Genomic DNA, 21,505 nt, shown 5'->3' with positions numbered 1-21,505 from the left:
CAAAGCCGGGCTTTTTTTATTCTACTGATTTTAACGCTTCAATCATGTCAACACGTTTTAATTTCATATGCATTACAATCATGACAAGCGTTGAAAATAATAGCGTCAGCAACGCCGCATAAACAAAACTCATTATATGAATCGTTGGACTGAACATCAACATATCTACCTCAGCCGTCGATGTTACGAACCCGTGCAAGAATATCCCCAGGACAAAGCCTACAAGTATACCCATCATACTCAAAATAATGTTTTCCCGATAGACATACATCGTGACTTCTTTCGGATAAAACCCGAGCACTTTAATGGTTGATAATTCGCGAATTCGCTCGGAAACATTGATATTCGTTAAATTGTATAAAACAATGAAGGCCAGAGCTGCCGCTGAAATAATGAGGACGATAATGACAACGTCTAAACTATCCATCGTGCTTCCAAACGCATTGCTCGCAGTATCAGTAAATGTGACGGCCAGCACCGCGGGATTTTTCAACAATTTTTCTGCAAAACTGTCTTCCCATTTCGTATCTATTTTTTTGAGTTGAAGAAGTTGGGTGTTGTACTCTGGTGCGTTATTAAAAACTTGTTTATAATAGTCTGGCGTCACGTAAATGTAGTGCAACGCGTAGGTCTCTGTGATGCCCGTGACTTTGATTTTATAACTATTGTTGTCACCATCGCGAATCGTCAACGAATCACCTGCTTTGACACTATACAATTTAGCAAGCTTCTCGGAGATGACTGCACCTTTATTTGTAAGCGGTACTGGATCATGACTTTTGCGATCGCGTAACACGACATAGTCATTAAAATTATCTGTTGCCTTCGGTGTAATTAGCGTTGCACCTTGATTCGCCACACCTTTTTCAACCACTGTCATATTTTTTTGCGAGACATCAGCTGCGCTTTTCACATTGGATGTATTTTCGATGGTGTCATTGTAGTCTTGAAGCGGCGTCTTAGTCGCATTGCTATCGAGAACGACCACTGCGTCATATTTCATAATCTGACCATATTGCAGTGGCGCAATGTCACCAATCGAATCTTTCAACCCGTATCCCGTCACTAGAAGCGCTGTACACCCCGCAACACCAAGGATTGTCATTAGCATCCGCTGCTTATAACGGAAAATATTGCGCGCCGTCACCTTACTCGTAAAATTCATCCGATTCCAAATGAAGCCAACCCGTTCTAGCAAAATACGTTTTCCGTTTTTCGGTGCCTTCGGTCGCATTAAGGACGCCGCATTTTCACGCAACTCCGCCCGACAAGAAACGAACGCCGTCAAAGTCGTACAGAACAGCGCCACAGCCAGCGAAATCAGGCTATAACTCCAATAAAATGAAATATTCAATGCCGGCAAATTATACAACGACCCGTATGCCACAAAAATAATTTGTGGAAACACTCGGAATCCAATCGCAAGACCAATCGCTGTCCCGGCAACACTCGCAAGTGAACCATACACAAGGAACTTCATAATGATATCTGCATTGCTATAGCCAAGTGCCTTCAATGTCCCCGTCTGTGTCCTTTGCTCCTCAATCATCCGTGTCATCGTCGTCAAACAAACAAGTGCAGCTATCAAGAAGAAAAACACAGGAAAAGCTGTCGATAAAGAAGCAATCCGATCGGCATTATCCTTATATTCCGTGTAGCCAGGATTATCCGTCCGGTCACTAATAAAATATCTTGGTAATGCAAGGTTATCTAGTTTCTCTTGCGCGATTTGTAGGTCTTTTTTAGCATCCGCAATTTTAGTTAGTGCTTTGGCTTTTTCTTGATTAAATGTAGCCAAGTTATCGGCATATGTGACTTCCGCTGCATCTAATTTCGCCTTCGCATCTGCTAATTTGGCATAACCTGTCGTTTTCGCGTCTGCTAATTTTTGCTTAGCTTTATCAAGCTGCACGCGTCCATTAGCATATTCTTGCTTGCCCCGCTCCAGCTTCTCTTTGCCTTGCTCCAACTCGTATTCTTTTTCAGCGAGCTGACTCTGTTTGTCAGCCAGTAATTGGCGGTTGCGGTTAATTTCTTGCTGTGCCTCTGACACCATCTTATTCGCTTCACTTAGTTGTTTACTAGCCTCCGCCTTCAAACGATTTAATTGCGCTTCCGAAAGCGTTCCAGCAAAATAATCTCGAATATACGTACCTAACTCAGGGTCCAGCATATCGACATTATTCAGGATTTCTTGTTTCGTTTCTTCGTCAATATCTGCAACCGGAATATCCCCTAGCGTATAATCGCGCACAGAGTCGTATATACGTTGCACCATCGCTAATTGCGCCTTATTCTCATCCAACGTCATCTGACCATCTTCAAGCTCTGTTTGTGCGGCCTCTAGCTGCTCCTTTGCATCTTCTATTTGCGCCTGACCATCCGTAATTTTACGTTCAGCTGCTTCTAACTCTTGTTTGGCTTTGGCAAGTTTGGCTTCGTTTTTCGTGATTTCTGCCTGACCATCCGCTAATTTACTTTCTAATTCGCGTTTCCCTTGATTATATTCGGACCAGCCTCGGTCTATCTTAGCACGCGCATCATTTAATTTCTGCTCGTTAGCGTCAAGTTCCGCCTGGCCATCCGCGATTTCCCGCCTGCCTTCTTTGATTTTTACCTCGCCATCCGTACGAATAGCTTCTAATCTCGCTTCTGGCTGATCTTTCAGCGCTTTTTCCACCGATGAGGTATTCCGTTCTAGCGCAGAATCGTAACCGTCGCTGTATGCTTCTTCATTCGCTGTGTTTTTAAAAGTCATGAAAGCGGTCGAATAATACTTTGAATTAAAATTAGCCTCAGGAACTACTGCAAAAATATCAGCTCGACCATTACCAATCGTGGACGTTCCGCGTGTTCCTTTCTCGATGTACTGAGCCGTCGAAACAAAACCAACCACGGTAAAAGTAGTCGTGTGAAACTTGCCTTTCATTGCACTGCCATCACTATTTACAAACGTTACAGTGTCTCCTATTTTGTATTTCTGAGAAGATTTATTCACCGAATCAAGTGCAATTTCGTCATTTTTGCTTGGTAAACGACCCTTTTCAACAGTATATTTATTAATAATATCATTTTTAGGTAACGAGAATACTTTCGTAATTAAAAGTGAATCTTTCAACATCACATCAGATGTATAGCCAGGTTGTACGTTTTTAACGCCAGAAATAGCGTTTAAAATCGCAATATCGTCTTTATTTAAGCCATACGTCGACTGGACTTGCAAATCCATTAAATTTTGCGATTTATAATATTTGTCTGTTGTATTAATCATGTCAGGGCCTGTTGCTTTTAATCCTACAAAGAAAGCAACACCAAGTGCGATTAGTAGAAAAATCGAGATGAAGCGTCCTTTAGATTTTGCGATTTCACGCCAGATATCTTTCCAAAGTGCTTTTTTCATATGATGTCTCCTTACCACTCAAGGCTATCGATCGATACAGGATCGGCTTGGATTTTGACATCGCGAACTTTCGCGTTATTGATTTCGATTATTCGATCAGCAATTGGTGTAATCGCTGTATTATGCGTAATAACAATAACTGTTGTACCAGTATTTCGACACGTATCTTGCAACAATTTCAACACCGATTTCCCCGTATTATAATCGAGGGCACCAGTTGGCTCATCACAAAGCAATAATTTCGGCTGTTTCGCTAAAGCCCTTGCAATCGCCACACGTTGCTGTTCCCCACCCGATAACTGCGCTGGGAAATTGTCCATCCGCTCTTCTAACCCAACTTGTTTCAAAACCTCACCCGCATCAAGCGCTTTCGGCGAAATTTGGGTAGCTAATTCCACATTTTCTTTCGCCGTTAAACTCGGCACTAAATTATAAAATTGAAACACAAAACCTACTTCCTGCCGCCGATACCCTGTCAATTGCTTGGCATTATAAGCACCGATATCCACACCATCGATATAAATATGACCCTCGTCGCTCATATCCATACCACCTAAAATATTCAAAACCGTCGACTTTCCAGCCCCTGATGGCCCTACAATAATCACAAATTCTCCCTGTTCAATTTGAAAAGTTACACCGTCATTTGCGGTTACAACTTTCTCACCTAGGTGGTACCTTTTATAAACCTCTTTCATTTCCACAAAAGCCATGCTAGTATCTCCATTCATTTGTTAGTTTTTGCACATTCATCATTTCATTATAGCACAAACAAACTTAAAAAACTCCCAAATTTTAAAAAAAGAGGCCGCTTTATCCAAGCCCTATAGCCAAATGAAAACACCGAATAGAACAAATGTTCGTTTTTCTCTTGACTTCAATTTCGGAGGGGTTTATAGTAAAGATACTCCTAAAAAAACAGGATAAGGAGAGAAGCACATGAACAAGAAAAGGCAAAAAGAAATCAACGTTCTATTCTCGCGGCTGGTTGATTTTCATAACGAGCAAGCAATTACGTTTCACCAATGTGACAACAAATGCTTCATCTGTCGTAAAATCAAGAATCTGAGAAAAGAACAGGCGAAATTAGAGGACAACGATGAGCTCGCAAGTGAAGTACGAACTCAAGTTGCGCTAATTAGCTATTTTTCTACGTACTCCAAGAAACAACTCGCATCATGGGATGAACAAGAGAGGCAACAATTATATAACAGCATTTTAACAGAAATAAAACAGTCTTAGGGGGAGCATAATGAATGAACAAGTGCAAAGAAGCCGAACGTTTATTATTCAAGTACAACACCTTACTGCTGAGCCTACCAAAAAGAAGCATGCCGAGGCGCACCGAGGAGAACCAACTCAAGTTAACCAAAAGAATCGCCGAATCCACTAATTATATCGAAATTAAGCAAATAACAAATGCCATCAATAAGCTAAATAGGGACCAACGGGAGGTCCTTTTAACCAAATATGTATCAGAGAAGAAACGAACAAATATTGAGGTATACATGAGCATTGGATGGAGCGAGTCGCACTATTACCGACTGAAAAAAGCTGCATTGGAAGGATTTTTGATAGCCTACTATGCAGAGCAGTCAAAAGCAAAACCAGTCATGGCACATTAAAAAAGAGCACGTATCATACTTAACGGGAGGTATGATGAAGATGGGAAAGAAAAACTATTTTAGTTTGGAAGTGATTATTACGGGACTAGAGAACTTAGTGGCTAACGCAACCGAAATAACATTCGGTATCCTTTTTGTAGCATTGCTTGTATGGATGATGCGCAAGAACGATGAACGAGAAGAGCGTTACCAAAAAACGATTGATAATTTAAGTGAGTTGGCAAGCGAGATTAAAATCATCGAACAAGCCGTCAACGAAATGCGCGCAGATGTTATCGAATTGAAGGTAAAATAATATATAAAACACCCTTGAAAACGCCGAGCTCGGCGTTTTCAAGGGTGTACATAGACTTAATTATTTGTGAATATCGCGCGGCTCTAACCCTTTTCGGAACACATCTCCAAGGACGTTAAAAGAAAGAATCGTGAGCAGGATGAAGGCTCCTGGGAATAAGGCAAGATAAGTTGCATCACCGATATATCCCTGCGCGTTATTCAGCATACTTCCCCAAGACGAATTCGGTTGTTGCACACCCAGCCCCAAGAAACTTAGCGCGGATTCCGTCAGAATTGCTGCTGCAATATTTAGCGATGCCGCAACCACAATCGAAGGCATTGCATTCGGGATAATATGTCGTGTAATAATATGCCAGACGCTCGCGCCACTCGATTTAGAGTAAAGGATAAATTCCCGTTCTTTCAGTGATAGCGTCTCCGCACGAACAATTCTAGCGACATCCATCCATGATAGCAAGCCAATAATCAAAATAATATTACCAATACCTGGTTTCAAATAAGCATTCAAAATCATTAATAAGAAAAACGATGGAATAGACATAAATATATCTAAGAATCGCATTAACAAACTATCTACGAATCCACCGAAATAGCCACTGACTGTACCTGCTATCGTTCCAACAACTAACGCGATAAGCATTGCGAAGAATCCAACAGTAAGCGAGACACGGCCACCATAAAGCACACGCGTAAAATAATCCCGGCCATGGTCGTCTGTACCGAACCAGTGAGAAGAGCTTGGCGGCAATAACTTATCTTGAATCGACAGGGCATTCGGATCGTATGGAGACAAAAATGCAAAACCACACGCCAAAGCCAGTATAAGCAGAACCGCTATAGCGAATATACCTCGTTTTTGACTTAACAAGAAATGCCAGAACGTCCTTTCCCTAGGCAATTGGACTTTTTCAGGAGGTTGTACATTTTTAGGTTTGGTGAATTTGGAAATATCTGCTTTCATCATGATTAGCTAACCTCCCTTATACGTGGATCAATAATTGTATAGGCGATATCCGCTAGTAAGTTCCCAATAATAAGAAGTAATGCTGAGAACATCGTAATCGCCATAATCATTGGATAGTCCAATTGAAAAATCGCATTGATTCCAAGCGAGCCCATTCCTGGCCAAGAAAATACACTCTCCGTGATAAAGGCACCTGTAATAATTTGTGGTAAGTACATACCCAGTAGCGTAATAACTGGTAATAATGAATTTTTTTAAAACATGGTGTCGCATAATTTGAGCCTTAGATAAACCCTTAGCATAGCCGAATAAAACATATTCTTCTTTTAGCTGATTAATCGTATTGGAACGAACATACCGGTAATAAGAAGCACATCCTTGGAAAGTTAATGCCGTGACAGGTAAAATCGCATGCTTCACAACATCCCAGAATGACTCTACACCAATCGTTCGCATCCCAAGACTAGGAAGCCAGCCTAATTGAACAGAGAATACATCAATTAAAATCATCGCAAACCAAAAAATTGGAATGGAGATACCAATATAAGAAACTGCATTAAGTACACGATCTAATCTCGTATTTTCATAGGCAGCCGCAACAAGACCTAACGGAATAGACAACAATAACGTGAAAAATAACGCTGTTCCCATCAAACCAATCGTAGCTGGCAACCGTTCAATAATTTGACCTAAAACAGGCTGATTATTAATCAGAGAATAGCCAAAGTTTCCCTGCAATACGTTAGCAAGCCATTTGAAATACTGCACATAAATTGGTTGATCCAGTCCAAGACTTTGCCTTATTCGCTCGACATCATCAGGATTCATATTGGGCGTGACAAAAGAAGTAATCGGGTCCCCTGGAGCTAATTGCACTAAAGCAAACGAGACTAGTGAAATAATAAAAAGCATCGGAATAGTTTGTAGTAAACGTTTAAAGATTGTTTGTATCATGAAGCAAAGCCCCTAACAAAAAAGTATGGTTAAACAACGGAAAAGCCCACACCAGTAGAGAATAAATCCCTACCAGTTTGGGGCTCTAATATATATAGATTAGGCTATTCATCAACAAGAAACAAGTTTTTGGCTCTGAATTACCCTTTTCATTCACTAATCTTATTTAAGATATAGTTTAGACAAGTCGCGGAACATGGTTACTGGTTGTGGCGTTGCTTCTTTTGTTCCTTCGTATTGCTTACCGATAGCTAATACAGCATTATCGTATGAAATTGGGTAAATAACTGCGTCGTCCGCAATCGTTGTTTGGATTTGTTCATAAATGCCTTGACGTTTTGTTTCATCTGCAGTAACTGCGCCTTCGTTCCATAGTTTGTCTAGCGCTGGGTTACTATAGTTCATATAGTTATAAGGTTCACCTGACATGTAGAGTGTTTTGTAAGCATCTGGATCGTTACCCATGATGTACCCCCCTAACATTAATGAGTATGCATCACTCTTACGATCAAGTGTAATATTGCTCATCGCGGTTGGGTCTGTAGGTTTCAATTCCAGTGATACGCCGATTGATTTTAATTGTTCTTGCACATATAAGGCAATGCTTTCTTGTGCTTTACTGTTGTTCAGATAAATAATATTTAGTTTATCAGAATTTTTGTAGCCACTTTTCGCTAGTAATTTTTTAGCTTTTGTTAGGTCTTGATTGTATGTTTCTACTTTATCCGTGAAGAATTTTGTATTCTCTGTTAAGAATGAACTCGCTGGTTTTGCATATTCTTCTGATCCGTAAGCTGCATCGATTAAGTCTTTACGGTCAAGCGTTAATGAGATAGCTTGGCGCAAGTCTTTTGATTTTAGTGCTGCAACGTTTTGGTTAAATGCGATATAGCTCAAACGATTTTCTGGGTACGTAATGATGTTAACCTCACTTGCTTTTTCAACTTTATTACGTTCAGCTGGCTGGATAGCTTTTAAGTTGATTTCACCATTTTGCAATGCTAGATTCGCAGCATTCTGGTCTTTTGTGATTCGATATGTTACTTTATCAAGTTTCGGTTTACCGTCGAAATAGTTATCAAACTTCTCTAAAGAGTAGTATTCACCCGATTTATAGTTGACGAATTTGTATGGACCCGAGCCAACTGGTGCATTGTTTTTATCGCTTTTTCCGATATCTGCAACGCCATCAAAAATATGTTTTGGAATTGGGTAGAATGTTTTTAGTGTGTTTTCAAATGCTGGTGCAACTTGTGGCAATGTGAATTTTACAGTCGTTGCATTTTCAGCTTCTGCTTTGACGGGTTTATCACCGAATACCCAGTTGCCACGAAATGGACTGTTTTGTTTTTCATTCAATGATAGAATTGACGCTAAATACTACATCGTCCGCAGTTAATGGTTTGCCATCGTGCCAAGTCAAGCCATCTTTTAATGTTACCGTATATGTTAGGTTGTCAGATGAGATGTCTAATTTATCCGCAAGGGCAGGTTTACCATCGTACTCCCAAAATAACGGAGCATAAAGTGCTTGTTGAATCGTTAAGCTCACGCGATCGCTTGAATATAGTGGGTTAACCACTTCTGGATCGCCAGGAACACCGATGATAATTGAATTATTGTCTTTCGAGCCACTTGCTTTATCAGAGGAACTCCCAGAACCACCGCAAGCGGCGAGAACTAATACCATTGTTAATGTGAAAATAAATAATAAACCTTTTTTCATACTTTCTCCCCTTTTCTTCGTCATCATTTTTATAATTCTTACTTATTAAGTAGGAATTGGTTATACTTAAAATACCTCGATTCGCTTTTAAAGTCAAGCTATTTTTACTTTGGAGAAAAAGTATTTTCGTGTGGCTTCTTTTGGTATAATGTTTGCAAGTGAACAAGTGAAGGATGTGCGTAAAATGGATAAATATAAGACCGCTATTATGTCTTCTGAATATGATTTTTTGAGAGCGAATACTGATTTAGAAAATATAGCTTATTTAGTGGCTAGTGGGTCTCACGGTTATGGAACAAACATCACGACAAGTGATTTAGATCTGCGCGGATTTTTGTTGGAAGATGAGCATTATTTATTAGGATTGCAGACTTTCGAGCAGTTCGAAGAGAAAAAGACAGATACTGTGATTTTTGGTGCTAAGAAGTTTATAAAGTTGTGTGCACAATCGAATCCGAATGTCCTTGAACTACTCGGCGTAGACGAAGAGGAGATTCTTGTCTGCTCGGATGCTGGACGAATTGTGCGTGATAATATAGATTTATTTCTTTCCAAGCGAGTTGAGAAAACATTTGGCAACTATGCAAAAGCACAATTAAAACGACTGCAGAATGCTTTAGTTAGAAATGATGATGCGAGTGTTGAGAAAGAAGCACTGGTCTTGGAACGATTAAACAGCCAGATTGGGCAGCTCGGTGATAAATATTCGGATTTAGGTTCTACCGGATTAAATTTACGACTGGAAAATAACGAAATTGTCATGGATTTGAGCCTTCAAGGATATCCATTGCGTGAGTTTAATAGTATATATAAAGATTTGCAAGGAATCGTACGGACATTTGATACGACTCGGAAGGATAACTTTCAAAAGGAATTGCCACAATTATATAAGCATGCTATGCATTTGGTGAGAATGCTCGTAACCGGACGGGATATTTTAGAAGGTAAAGGGGTTATTACAAAACGGCGCACGGAACATGATTTGCTGATGGCGATTCGCTCTGGAGAAATGACTTTTAATGAGATTTTTGAGTGCGTTGCTGTATTGCAATCAGAATTTGACCGTGCGGCAAAAGAAACCGCATTGCCAGAACAAGTCGACATGCAGAAGATTGAAGAATTATTGATTTCGCTGTACAAATAAAAAGCGAGCCTGAGATGACTCGCTTTGTCACTTTATTTAACGAAACGCGTTGTATTGACATATGTGAACTGTGGGTCTTGTAGTTCGAATGTGAAGTCGCGACCATTTACTAGTCCAACAATTTTTTCATTGTCATATAAGTCTAATAGGAATCCCGCCATTTCTTTGCTCGTATGGAACTTGGCCACGCCTTTTTCATAATCAAACGAGTCTGTATCGGTTGCTCTTTGGGCGAACTCGGTTTCTGTGGCTGATGGAGCCAGTACTTTAGCGCGCATTTTGGCACCTGTTGTTATTAGTTCTTGTGCTAGACCTTCTGTGAAAGCACTAACGTAGAACTTGGTTGCACAATAGGTTACAGCGTTGGAAATGATGTTGTAGCCTCCGCGTGATGAAATATTGATTAATTGTGTTCCTTCTACATCCGCATAATCACGAACGAACAAAGAGGAAAGGATTGTCAGCGCTTCGATATTTAAGTGTAGCATCGATTCGATTTTAGTCAGTTTCTGCTCGCCAATAAGATCAAAATTACCAAACCCTGCATTGTTGATCCATGTCTCTAACTTTAATTCCTTTAGGCTTTCATAGAGTTCGTATACATTTTCTGTAACCGTTAAATCTGTCGTTTTAATTTTGATGTCTAATTCTGGGTTGATTGTTAGCGCTGCGTTTTTAAGTTCTTCTAATTCTGCCTGTCTTCGCGCCACAATGACTAAATTTTTGCCTCTTGTTGCGAATGCCAATGCGGTTTCGTAACCAATTCCTGAACTTGCTCCTGTTATTACTGTGTATTTCATCTCATTTCCTCCAATGGCTTCCGCCGTTTATTTATGGTATAGTCGTCATTATACGACTTATAGTGAACTCTAAGTCAAGCAATTAGGAGTGATTTCTATGTATTCAATTGGCGAAACAGCGAAAATTGTGGGTTTGAGCACTTATACACTACGCTATTATGAGCAGGAAAAAATCATTACGCCTTTTCGTAAAGCAGGCGGTGAGCGTTATTATAAAGAGGAACACCTTAAGTGGTTGCGCTTCGTGATTCGTCTGAAAGCAACGCAAATGCCTATCGCACAAATTCGGAAATACGCAGAACTATTTTCAGAAGGCGACCACACTGCGGCGCAACGACTCGAGTTATTGCAAATCCATCAGGCGTTTATTCAAGAGCAATTGCAACGCCTAATGGAAGTTAATAATGAACTGGACTACAAAATTACGAATTACGAGCAAATGATTGCCAATTCAACCATACAAAAAAACGTTTGAGTCTCCTGATTTAGGAATTTCAAACGTTTTTCGATACTCACTTAGCTAATGGATCTTCGCCAAAACGATTGGTGCCTCTGTCTCCCGCTGTACAGTAAAAAACTAGCATGATAATCCAACCAACAAGTGGAATTAATGCCATTAAAATAAACCAACCACTCTTGTCTGTATCATGTAAGCGACGAACGCCTAGACTAATCATTGGCAGTAGTACAATTAGTCCCAATAGCCCATCCACATAATAAATGAATTCACTAACATAACTGAAAATCCCTAGTATTAAGAAAATCAACCAAATGGCTAACCAAGCATACCAATATTCTGAACGACTAGCTCTACCGCTGAAGTTCGCATAGTTCCCCCAAAAAGCTTTAAATGCCTCTGAAAATCCCATTCTTAACCCACTCCTTTTTATTTCAGTTAAACACTCTTTCTATACACTGTATACCCGTATCTTTTAAGGAGTTAACCTGCAATCTTTATTTTTTTATAGTAAGGTGCCATCGGAATGTTTGGAAATCGCCTTTTAGTGTTGTTGGTATTTGTAATCCACTATACATTAATTCATCTCCGCCAAAAACTTGCTCGGTTGTATTTATTCTGTACTGAGCATCTTTATTTAACCCTGCTAGCTTGATAGCCTGTAATGGTTTTGCGGGAACAGCAAGAACTTGGAAATAAAATACGATAGCTTCGGTTTTTGTTTTATTGACGAACATCCAAGCTGCCTCATTGCCTTCAAATGGGCTTTTTAGACGGTAAAAATCGCCGAATTGGATAAGCGGGCGGATTTCTTTATATGTTTGGATTTGTTGTTTAATGGTTTCTTTTTCGGTGTCGGTGAGCTTTGTTAAATCTAGTTCATAGCCTAGGTTTCCGGACATTGCTACGTTGCCACGGATGTCTAGCGATGTGTGCCGTTTGACTTGATGATTTGGGGCGACAGAGACATGGGCCCCTGTGGTTACTATTGGATAGACTAGGCTCGTTCCGTATTGGATTTTCAGGCGAGAGATTGCGTCTGTGTTATCGCTGGTCCATGTTTGTGGCATGTAATATAACATACCTGGATCAAAGCGACCGCCTCCACCTGAGCAGCTTTCGAACAGAATGTCTGGAAATGCGGTGGTTATTCGATTCATAACATCGTATACGCCCAAAATATGACGATGCGCGATTTCTTGCTGTTGTTCTTTTGGAAAATAAGCAGAACCTATTTCTGTCAAATGGCGATTCATGTCCCATTTCACATATTTTATTGGGATTTCTTTTAGAATCGCTGTCATTTGATTCACTATGGCCAAACGGACGTCTTCGCGTGAAAAATCAAGGACCAGCTGGTTTCTACTTTCTGAGCGCCTTCTTTCCGGAACGTGCAGACACCAATCAGGATGGGCACGATATAAATCGCTGTCTACTGAAACCATTTCTGGCTCAAACCAAAGACCAAACGCCATCTCGAGTTTATTTATTTTTTCTGCTAGCTTCCTCAAACCATGTGGCAATTTTTCTTTGTTGAGAAACCAGTCACCTAATGAAGACTTATCAGAATTTCGCTTGCCAAACCAGCCATCATCTAAAACTAGAAGTTCCATGCCAAGTTTGCTTCCTATTTTTGCGATGTCGAGAATCTTTTTTTCGGTGAAGTCAAAATAAGTCGCTTCCCAATTATTGACTAGAATTGGACGTTCTTTGTCGCGGTAAGCGCCTCGCAGTAAGTGATTTTGGTAGAAATGGTGCAATTGTCTGGACATGTCGCCAAGGCCATTGTTGGAATAAACCATGACCACTTCGGGGGTTTGGAATGTTTCGCCTTGCTTTAATTGCCAATTGAAATTGAAAGAATGTATTCCAAAATTGACGCGTGTTGTTGCAAACTGGTCCACTTCAACGGTTGCTTCGAAATTGCCACTGTAAACAAAATGGAAGCCGTAAACATCGCCTTGTTCTTCGGTTGTCGTTTTTCGGAGCAAGGCAATGAAGGGATTTTGTTGATGACTGCTGGCACCTCGAAGGCTTTCAACGCCTTGTATTCCGCGACGTATGGGACCTCGTTCTATTTGGCGTTCGTTTCCCCAAGCGCCAGGCAAAGTTAGAAGATCATACTCGCTATCTTTAAAAGCAACACTGGCACTCGCAGCTTTCAAAATTTGCAATGTATTGTCACCTTTATTTACGAAGCGGGCTGATCTAGTGATGATACTGTATTTTGTAAACACGGCGTATTGCAAAACAACCTGTAACTCCAGAACCTCATCAACCATCGTGATTTCAAGCGTATCCACATCACTTCCATACGTTGTCGGCAACCCATCTAGCATCCCCTTCCCTGAATAGATGCGATGCGATTCATAGCGTAAATCAGAAATCGTCGTACCATCAGGTCCCTTCAATTGGTAGGCTGGTTTTCGAAAATCAGTATTGCCATATTGCGGATATTCTTGCGGTAGCGAATCTAAAGAAAACGTCTCATCGCCTATCTCCACACTAGGCGAGAAATCACGTTTAATGAACGTCAAATCATTGGAACCTCGATACTCTCGCAATTTTTTTCCATAATACAGATGCGCCAAATAACCGTCACGAACTACGCCCAACACATAACTAACATCCTTACCGCGCAAATGAAATATCCGTCGCGCCTCATCATAACTAATACCCATCTTTTACGAGACCTCCGTTCACTTTTTTAAAATTTTCACATCATGAGCTGGTAGTGTCATGAAATTCGAGATGTTTTCGCTATTTATCAGCTCTGCGAATGTCCCGCCAATGTCAAAAACCTGCGTCTTGTCTGTATGATTTAAGAAGAAATAGTACGTCGTCTCGCCCTTCCGACGAGCTGTAACTTCAACACCTACTGGCACTGTAAAAGGAGGCGCAATATCCGCAGCATCCAAGCAATCACGTAACAACTGCTCTAAATACGCCGTGTCAGGTTGCGTCCCAACATAATACGCCGTCCCAGCGCCATGCTGATTTACCGTCACCGCAGGCATTCCCGCCACATAACCATCTTTAAACGACGCAATAGCTTTCGCGCCACGCAAATGAATCACTTCTTCCCAAATCGCAATGTCCACATCGCCGTACACCGTCTGGATTTGATGCGTCGTTCCGCGTTTCATCGGTGCAAACTCTTCCACATAAACGCCGAGTACATCGCGGTAAGCTCCTGGATAGCCGCCCAAGTAAACGCGCTCATTCTCATCCACAATCCCACTGAAGAAATTCGCGACAAAATGTCCGCCCTGTTCCACATAACTCGCGACTTTATCCGCAAACTCTCGCGACACTTGATAACTCGCCGGCGCAAACACAAGTTTATAACCTGACAAGTCCTCATCCGGATGCACAAAATCCACCCGAACATTCAAGCGATGTAGTACTTTATAATAAGCCAATAATTGACGCATATAAGTCACTAAATCAGACGGTTTCGAATCAAGTTCTAAAGCCCACCAATTCTCCCAGTCAAAAACAATCGCCACTTGCGCATCGAATTCTGAACCAACAAGTTCATCTAGCCGTTTCAATTCCTGCCCTAACTCCGCAACTTCTTTGAAATTCCGGCTTTCTTCATCACCAGAATGTGGCACCATCCCACTATGAAACTTCTCCGCGCCACCTTGTGATGCCCGCCATTGGAAAAACATGATTCCGTCCGCACCATGCGCTACCGACTCATAACTCCAAAGCCGCATGATTCCAGGTGTTTTCGCCCCATTCTGGCTACGCCAATTCACCGCACTCGCCGCTTGTTCCATAAGCAAAAACGGCTTTTTCTTCAAACTCCGAGTCAAATCATGCGCCATGAACTGCGCATACGGAAGCTCATCATGCGGATCAGGATACGCGTCCCACGACACCAAATCCATCTCTGCACCCCATTTAAAGCCATCAATCGGCTTATGTAGCCCCATCAAATTTGTCATAATCGGAATGTCCACCGAAAATTCCCGTATAATATCCCGCTCCATTTTATACAAACCAAGCAAAGAATCGCTCATAAATCGCTTAAAATCTACCTGCTGATTCGGATTCGCATACGTTGGCGTTTTTCCTGGCAAGAAAACCTCTTCCCATGCATAATAACGCTGACTCCAAAAATCCGTCGACCAGCTCACATTCAATTGCTCTATCGTCTCATATTTCCTCTTCAACCAAACCTGAAACTCCGTCTGGCACTTCCCGCAATAACACTCGCCAATATGGCATCCGTATTCATTATTAATATGCCACATCACAAGTGCCGGATGATCATGGTATCGCTCCGCCACTTTTCGCGTCAAAGCTGCCGCCAGCCGCGAATAATCCTCACTATTCGGACAATAATGCTGCCTAGATCCAGGCAACAATCGCACTCCGTCCGCGTCCACCGGCAACGAATCCGGATATTTCCGCGCAATCCAAGCAGGAGGCGCCGCCGTTCCCGTCGCCAAGTCCGCACCAATCCCATTTTCCGCAAGCATATTCATAATTTTATCGAGCGTCGTGAAATCGTACGTCTCCTCATTCGGCTGCAACTTCGCCCAACTAAAAATATTCACACTCACATAATTCACGCCCGCCTTCTTCATCAAACGCATATCCTCTAGCCAAATCGACTCATCCCACTGCTCCGGGTTATAATCTCCACCATAATAAAAATTTTGCTGTTCACGCAACATTCCAATAACCTCCCCATTTTACTTGAGCGCACTGCCCAGCATTCCTGAAATAAAGTGTTTTTGCAACATCAAGAAGAAAATAATAATCGGGATCGTCGCAAAAGTAATCCCCGTCATCACTTGCCCATAATCCGTAAACGACACGCCCATCAAGCTTGAAAGCGCCACTGGGAATGTATACATCTCACTCGAAGTCGTCACAACAAGTGGCCACATAAAGTTATTCCACTGCGTCATAAACAAGAAAATCGACGTTGCAGCAAGCGCTGGTTTCATAGATGGCAACACAATTTGAAAGAAAATCCGATACTCTCCTGCTCCGTCCAACCTCGCCGACTCCAACAGTTCACTCGGAAACGCCATAAAGTTTTGCCGCATTAAAAAGATCGCGAAAGGGTAGCATAATTGTGGTACAATCAACGCAAAATACGTATTTAACAACTCAAAATTCGACATTAACTTAAATAACGGTATCACGGTCGCCTGCGAAGGTATCATCATCGATAACATGAACAATAAGAAAATCAAATTTGCCCCACGAAATCGGAATTTTGCAAGCACATAAGCCGCTGCCGTGCAAATCGCCAATGCCAAAATCACATAAGCACCTGACACTAGTAAAGAATTAAATAACACCCGGTAAATTCCGATATTATCATTCAAATTCACCAGATTCGTAATAAATTCTTTCCCTGGCAACAACGTAATTGGTTTCGAAAACATTTTACTCGAATGGTTCGTCGCGCCAATCAACATCCAATAAAACGGAAAAATCGAAATAACCATAAAAATCGAGAGCAACACATATCTACCGATCGTCCTGCCTAACATTCTCTCACTCATTTTTTATCAGCTCCCGTAAATTTGAATTGTAAGAACGACAGCACGGCAACGATAATCACGACTACATAAGCCACTGCCGACGCATAACTGAAGTCAAAATATTTAAATCCATTTTGATAAATATACAAGCCAAGCGTCATCGTCGAATCCGCCGGCCCACCTTTTGTTAAGTTAAATGGTTCGTCAAACAGTTGCAATGTACCAATCGTCGACAAGATTGCAGTAAACAAAATCACTGGTTTTAACTGCGGAATCGTGATGCTGAAAAACTGCCGTATCTTCCCAGCGCCATCCATATCCGCCGCTTCATACGTATCTTCCGGTATATTTTGCAACGCCGCCAAATAAATGACCATGTTATAGCCCGTCCAACGCCAAATCATCGCCAAAATAATCGACACCTTCGACCAACTCGCCGAAGAAAGCCAAGGAATCGGTCCAATCCCTATGTACGACAATAAATTATTAACCAGCCCAGAATCCTGCAACATAATCGAAAATAGCAAAGAATATGCAACAAGCGAAGTCACCGCCGGCAAATAAAAACCAACCCGGAAAAAGCCTTTCCATTTCAATAACTTATTATTCAACACCGTCGCCAAAACAAGCCCTAAAAACAGCATAATTGGCACTTGAAAAATAAAGATAATAAACGTATTCTTCAAAGCTTTCCAAAAGATTTCATCATGCAACAATCGCTCATAATTCGCAAGCCCAGCAAATGAAGTCTCCCCACCATTGCTCGTCTGGAAACTCAGCACAAGTGACGAAATAATCGGATACAGAATAAACACAACAAACAGTAACACCGATGGTAAAATAAATACATATGGAAAAGTCTTACTTCTACTCAAAATATCCATTCTCCTTTCAAGAACAGGGAAGGCAGAAAAATAAAGCCTTGTTTTCCACCCTCACCTTGTTAGATGTTTTACTGTTGGATTCGGTTAGCTAAACTTTTCTTCGCTTCTTGAAGCGCTTTCTTAACATTTTCACCTTCCAAAACTTTAGATTGTGCTTTTACCGCTTCATCTTTTGCAATCGAGTAATTTCCTGTGTAGTTCGCTGGCTTAATATCATCCATTTGATTCGCGAATAACTTCCAAATATTTTCTTGTGTGAAATAATCACCCGCATTTTTGAACGTATCGGTTGCATAAACAGTATTCAACGATGGGAATAGGCCGCCCTCACTCATTGCTAGCTCTTGTATGTCGTTCGACGTGCTGAAATATTTCAAGAACTTGTATGCTTCATCTGATTTCTCGCTTGCTGATGGAATCATGAAGTTACTCCCGCCATTATTTGCTGCATGATTGCCACCTTCTTTAAAAGCAGGAATCGGGAATACGCTCCATTTTCCGGCTAAGTCTGGTGCTTGTTGAATTAACGAGCCAGAGAACCATGCGCCAGTTGGTGCTGTCACTACTTCCCCGTTCGCCAAGGCGCTAACCCAAGGGTCCCAGCCAGACGTATTTTTCGAAATGCCCGCATCTTTGATTTTTTGTACCATGCTCATTGCTTTTTCGGACGCATCAGAAGTAAATGCGATATCGCCCTTGTCATCAAAATAGAACGTGCCGAGCGTGTTTAGCATAATGCGGTATTGCCCATCATCGTTGTTGTAATCCATACCAATCATATCTTTACCTGTTTTTGCTTTAATTGTTTTACCTGCTGCAATGTAATCATCCCATGTCTGAATCGATTTCGGATCAATCCCTGCTTCTTTAAAAATATCTGTGCGATAGAAAACGCCTGCTGGTCCGGCATCAAATGGGAATCCGTAAATTTTATCATTTTTACTTAAAAGACTTACTTTATACTCTGGGAATTTACTTTTTTCATCGTCAAAACCTTTATCAGACAAGTTAATAAAGCCTTTCGGGAAGTTGTCTAAATACCCTTGCACCTGATCATCTTCAATTAGCAAAATGTCCGGTAAGCCTTTACCACCAGCTTGTAAGCCCGTTGTGATTTTTTGATACGCATCCGTGTTACTCATTTCTACGACTTTTAGTTTGAAGCCTGGGTTATCTTTCTCGTATTCTTTCGCTGCACCTTCCAAAGCCTTAACATTCACATTCCAAGCCCAAGCAGTCAGTTCCTTTTTATTTTCATTCACATTATCTGAGCTTCCTCCTCCACATCCTGATACGACTAGCATAACAGCCATACTGACCATTAAAAGTATTACAAAACGCTTCTTCATTTTTTACCCCTCCATTTTTGTAATCGCTAACATTTGTTAGTTTGTGAATTCCTTCGTTTTGTTTCATCATCAGAATAACAATTTTTTAGTTAAAAGTCAATCATTTTTACTATATATTTACTAAAAATAAAAACCCTGATGTATTATCAAGGTTTCACTAATCTATTTGGAACTTTCTCTGAGAATTAAGTCCGTCTCTAATATCGTTCGTTTCGCGTGTTTCCGGCCATTCATGCGTTCAATCAGCATATCCATCCCTTCCTCACCCATAAACTCGGTGTAAACGCGAATCGTACTCAGCGCAGGAGACACGTACTGTGACACGCTAATATCATTAAATCCTACAATACTCACACGTTCTGGAACAGCAATTCTAGCTTCCGAGAGTGCACGTAAACAACCAATCGCCATCGGATCATTCGCAACAAAAAACGCGGTTGGAAGTTCATTGCCTAACTGCTCAATCGCTTGCTTCATTTGCTCATAGCCAGAAGGTACATCGAAACGGCCCCCAACGACAAACATATTTTGCTTGGCATACAACCGGCGTTCTTTCATGTACTCTGCATAAGCCACCGAACGCGGATCATTCATGCTGCCATCAATTTCACTACGCTCCTCAGCACCGATAAAACCAATATTCGTATGCCCACCCGCAATAAAATAATCGATGACCTCGCGCGTCGACTGTACAAAATCAATCACCACAGAATCATACTTATTCAAACGATAATCCGTATCAACAAAACAAATATGCGGATGAATCTCCTTTAATTGCTCTACTTGCTCCATTGTAAACTTTCCAATCGCTAGAATACCATCAATTGTAGTCTGCGCGATTTTGTCTAGTTCGTATAATGTCGATATCTCAATCCCGTGTTCCCGCGCCCGGTTCTCTGCACCTATCCTAATTGACATATAGTATATATCATTTAATTCTTCCTCTTCCGTATTCCACTGCACAATTGCTATTTTACCTGTTTTTTTCGTTGCTTTTTGCTTATGTTTCGTATAATCCAAACTCTCCGCAATTTCAAAAATCTTCCGCCGCGTCTCACCGGAAGCCGAGAGCGTTTCATCGTAGTTTAACACGCGCGAAACAGTTGCTATCGAAACACCTGCTAGCTTCGCAATATCAGTCATCGTCGCCATTTTATCACCTTTTATAAGTATTTACTAGCTTTATTATAGAGCTTATGTGACCAATTTGCTAGGAATAGTTAGTAAAAAATACGATTATTTTATATTTTTTTAGTAAAAACCCCGATTCTAATAGTAGAGTCGGGGTTTTCGCGCTATAATCTTTTTTGACGTCGATAAACCAGCATTGCACAAAGCCATATTAATAAGAATGATAACATCAATGTAATTCCAAAACCATTGAAATCAATACCATTAATGAAATGCACAACCGCTCCGTTCAAATTTGTATAGCTTAGCAAGAACTGCATTAATATCGTGCCACCGACAACAACCGCCGAAACGACTGAAATCACTGTGACAATAACATTATAACGATAGCGACGTTTATGGTTGTCATACGCCCAACCATATGTTTGACTCATAATGATACTATCTAATGTATCAAATAAGCACATACCAGCCAAAAATGATAAGGGTAAGCATAATAAGCCAAGTGCTGGAACAGTCGCGCTTGACTGAACGCTTAGTGTGATTAGACCAATCTCTGTCGCTGTATCAAAGCCAAGACCAAACAAAAAGCCAATCGGATAAATATGCCAACTCTTTGTTACGAACTTATTGAGCGGTTCCACGAGACGAACAATAAACCCGCGGGACGCCAATGCGTCGTCCATGCCAGTTCCGTTTCGCTCTGCCGCCATTAATTTTCGCAATGAAATGATATTCGAAATTGCAATTAAAATCAGGAAAGTACCCGCTACAACCGTGCCAATTGCTGGGCCATAATCTGTAATAAAAGCCCATTTTCCCGTTAATTTCCCAGTCACCCATATAAGCACGAAAATCATTAAAATGACTACCGTTGAATGTCCCATGGAGAAGAAAAATCCGACACCGTTTCCGTCTGTCTTTCTACTTACTAATTTACGCACCGTATTGTCAATTGCCACAATGTGGTCCGCATCAAAGGCATGCCTTGCCCCATAAGAATATGCAAGAATCGCACTTGCAAATAATGCTGGTGTTGTCTGGACATAGATGAGTAATAACACGACCGCAACTATGTGGATCAGAACAACAAGTAATGCATATAGTGGAATCGAAGTTGTTTTCCGCATCCCTTGTTCGCTTCCTTTCGCTTAGAAATTCATGATTGTTAAAAACTTTGCAATTGATACATTCCAAAGCTCTTAAAGTATCATCATATCACCAAATTCCTGATGCGTCACATCATAAGCTACCGGAAAAACCT

At 41.1% G+C, this 21,505-nt stretch carries 17 protein-coding genes and 2 pseudogenes; 5 read left to right on the top strand and 14 right to left on the bottom strand.

Features of this window, described 5'->3' with window-relative positions; all coding sequences use genetic code 11:
* Positions 1–16: 16 nt before the first annotated feature.
* Positions 17–3,400: an ABC transporter permease gene (locus tag PRIP_RS09240; RefSeq protein ID WP_036100928.1), complete on the bottom strand. Its 3,384-nt coding sequence runs from the start codon at positions 3,398–3,400 to the stop codon at positions 17–19.
* A gap of 11 nt (positions 3,401–3,411) precedes the next feature.
* Positions 3,412–4,113 (bottom strand): ABC transporter ATP-binding protein, encoded by a 702-nt coding sequence (locus PRIP_RS09235; protein ID WP_036100927.1) that lies wholly within the window; start codon positions 4,111–4,113, stop codon positions 3,412–3,414.
* A gap of 226 nt (positions 4,114–4,339) precedes the next feature.
* Between PRIP_RS09235 and PRIP_RS09230 the strand changes: the two genes are divergently transcribed.
* The 3 genes from PRIP_RS09230 to PRIP_RS09220 are packed head-to-tail and all read left to right on the top strand — an operon-like array spanning position 4,340 to position 5,320.
* Complete coding sequence (locus tag PRIP_RS09230) at positions 4,340–4,642, top strand: hypothetical protein (protein WP_036100926.1); 303 nt, start codon at positions 4,340–4,342, stop codon at positions 4,640–4,642.
* 14 nt (positions 4,643–4,656) lie between these two features.
* The gene (locus PRIP_RS09225) at positions 4,657–5,025 is read left to right on the top strand and encodes an ArpU family phage packaging/lysis transcriptional regulator (protein ID WP_036100925.1); all 369 of its coding nucleotides are present in this window, start codon (positions 4,657–4,659) and stop codon (positions 5,023–5,025) included.
* 40 nt (positions 5,026–5,065) lie between these two features.
* Entirely contained in the window at positions 5,066–5,320 is a 255-nt protein-coding gene (locus PRIP_RS09220) for a BhlA/UviB family holin-like peptide (RefSeq protein ID WP_052008844.1), read from the top strand.
* Between the two features lie 60 nt (positions 5,321–5,380).
* On the opposite strand, the gene PRIP_RS09215 is transcribed toward PRIP_RS09220, so the two are convergent.
* The 3 genes and pseudogenes from PRIP_RS09215 to PRIP_RS09205 all read right to left on the bottom strand — a co-directional run bounded on the left by PRIP_RS09215 (position 5,381) and on the right by PRIP_RS09205 (position 8,966).
* On the bottom strand, positions 5,381–6,283 hold the full coding sequence (locus tag PRIP_RS09215; protein ID WP_077912971.1) for an ABC transporter permease: 903 nt from the start codon (positions 6,281–6,283) through the stop codon (positions 5,381–5,383).
* Positions 6,284–6,288: 5 nt separating this feature from the next.
* A pseudogene (locus PRIP_RS09210) lies at positions 6,289–7,240 on the bottom strand (ABC transporter permease).
* Between the two features lie 162 nt (positions 7,241–7,402).
* Positions 7,403–8,966: pseudogene (locus PRIP_RS09205) on the bottom strand (ABC transporter substrate-binding protein).
* A gap of 184 nt (positions 8,967–9,150) precedes the next feature.
* Here PRIP_RS09205 and PRIP_RS09200 point away from each other — a divergent pair.
* Positions 9,151–10,110 (top strand): DNA polymerase beta superfamily protein, encoded by a 960-nt coding sequence (locus PRIP_RS09200; RefSeq protein WP_036100957.1) that lies wholly within the window; start codon positions 9,151–9,153, stop codon positions 10,108–10,110.
* Positions 10,111–10,142: 32 nt separating this feature from the next.
* Here the strand turns inward: PRIP_RS09200 and PRIP_RS09195 are convergent, their stop codons facing one another.
* A complete protein-coding gene (locus PRIP_RS09195; RefSeq protein WP_036100924.1) occupies positions 10,143–10,910 on the bottom strand; it encodes an SDR family NAD(P)-dependent oxidoreductase in 768 nt (255 codons plus the stop codon).
* 97 nt (positions 10,911–11,007) lie between these two features.
* Here PRIP_RS09195 and PRIP_RS09190 point away from each other — a divergent pair, with 97 nt between their 5' ends.
* Positions 11,008–11,385 (top strand): MerR family transcriptional regulator, encoded by a 378-nt coding sequence (locus tag PRIP_RS09190; protein ID WP_036100923.1) that lies wholly within the window; start codon positions 11,008–11,010, stop codon positions 11,383–11,385.
* Between the two features lie 37 nt (positions 11,386–11,422).
* Here the strand turns inward: PRIP_RS09190 and PRIP_RS09185 are convergent, their stop codons facing one another.
* The 8 genes from PRIP_RS09185 to PRIP_RS09150 form a co-directional block, all read right to left on the bottom strand.
* Positions 11,423–11,779, bottom strand: coding sequence for a DUF805 domain-containing protein (locus PRIP_RS09185; protein WP_036100922.1), 357 nt, complete (start codon positions 11,777–11,779; stop codon positions 11,423–11,425).
* 85 nt (positions 11,780–11,864) lie between these two features.
* Positions 11,865–14,048: an alpha-galactosidase gene (locus tag PRIP_RS09180; RefSeq protein ID WP_036100921.1), complete on the bottom strand. Its 2,184-nt coding sequence runs from the start codon at positions 14,046–14,048 to the stop codon at positions 11,865–11,867.
* Positions 14,049–14,066: 18 nt separating this feature from the next.
* Positions 14,067–16,055: a beta-galactosidase gene (locus tag PRIP_RS09175; protein WP_173400780.1), complete on the bottom strand. Its 1,989-nt coding sequence runs from the start codon at positions 16,053–16,055 to the stop codon at positions 14,067–14,069.
* An 18-nt stretch (positions 16,056–16,073) separates the two neighbouring features.
* On the bottom strand, positions 16,074–16,898 hold the full coding sequence (locus PRIP_RS09170; protein ID WP_052008843.1) for a carbohydrate ABC transporter permease: 825 nt from the start codon (positions 16,896–16,898) through the stop codon (positions 16,074–16,076).
* The gene (locus PRIP_RS09165; RefSeq protein ID WP_149023802.1) at positions 16,895–17,752 is read right to left on the bottom strand and encodes a carbohydrate ABC transporter permease; all 858 of its coding nucleotides are present in this window, start codon (positions 17,750–17,752) and stop codon (positions 16,895–16,897) included. Before PRIP_RS09165 ends, PRIP_RS09170 begins: the two co-directional genes overlap by 4 nt.
* Positions 17,753–17,829: 77 nt before the next feature.
* Complete coding sequence (locus tag PRIP_RS09160) at positions 17,830–19,110, bottom strand: ABC transporter substrate-binding protein (RefSeq protein WP_036100919.1); 1,281 nt, start codon at positions 19,108–19,110, stop codon at positions 17,830–17,832.
* A 162-nt stretch (positions 19,111–19,272) separates the two neighbouring features.
* Positions 19,273–20,262, bottom strand: coding sequence for a LacI family DNA-binding transcriptional regulator (locus PRIP_RS09155; protein ID WP_036100918.1), 990 nt, complete (start codon positions 20,260–20,262; stop codon positions 19,273–19,275).
* A gap of 143 nt (positions 20,263–20,405) precedes the next feature.
* Positions 20,406–21,371, bottom strand: a complete 966-nt coding sequence (locus tag PRIP_RS09150) for a HoxN/HupN/NixA family nickel/cobalt transporter (protein WP_036100917.1) — start codon at positions 21,369–21,371, stop codon at positions 20,406–20,408.
* Between the last annotated feature and the right edge of the window lie 134 nt (positions 21,372–21,505).

The organism is Paenilisteria riparia FSL S10-1204 (genome assembly GCF_000525995.1).
Taxonomy (GTDB): Bacteria; Bacillota; Bacilli; order Lactobacillales; family Listeriaceae; genus Listeria_A; species Listeria_A riparia.
This window is presented reverse-complemented; position numbering and strand designations above follow the sequence as displayed.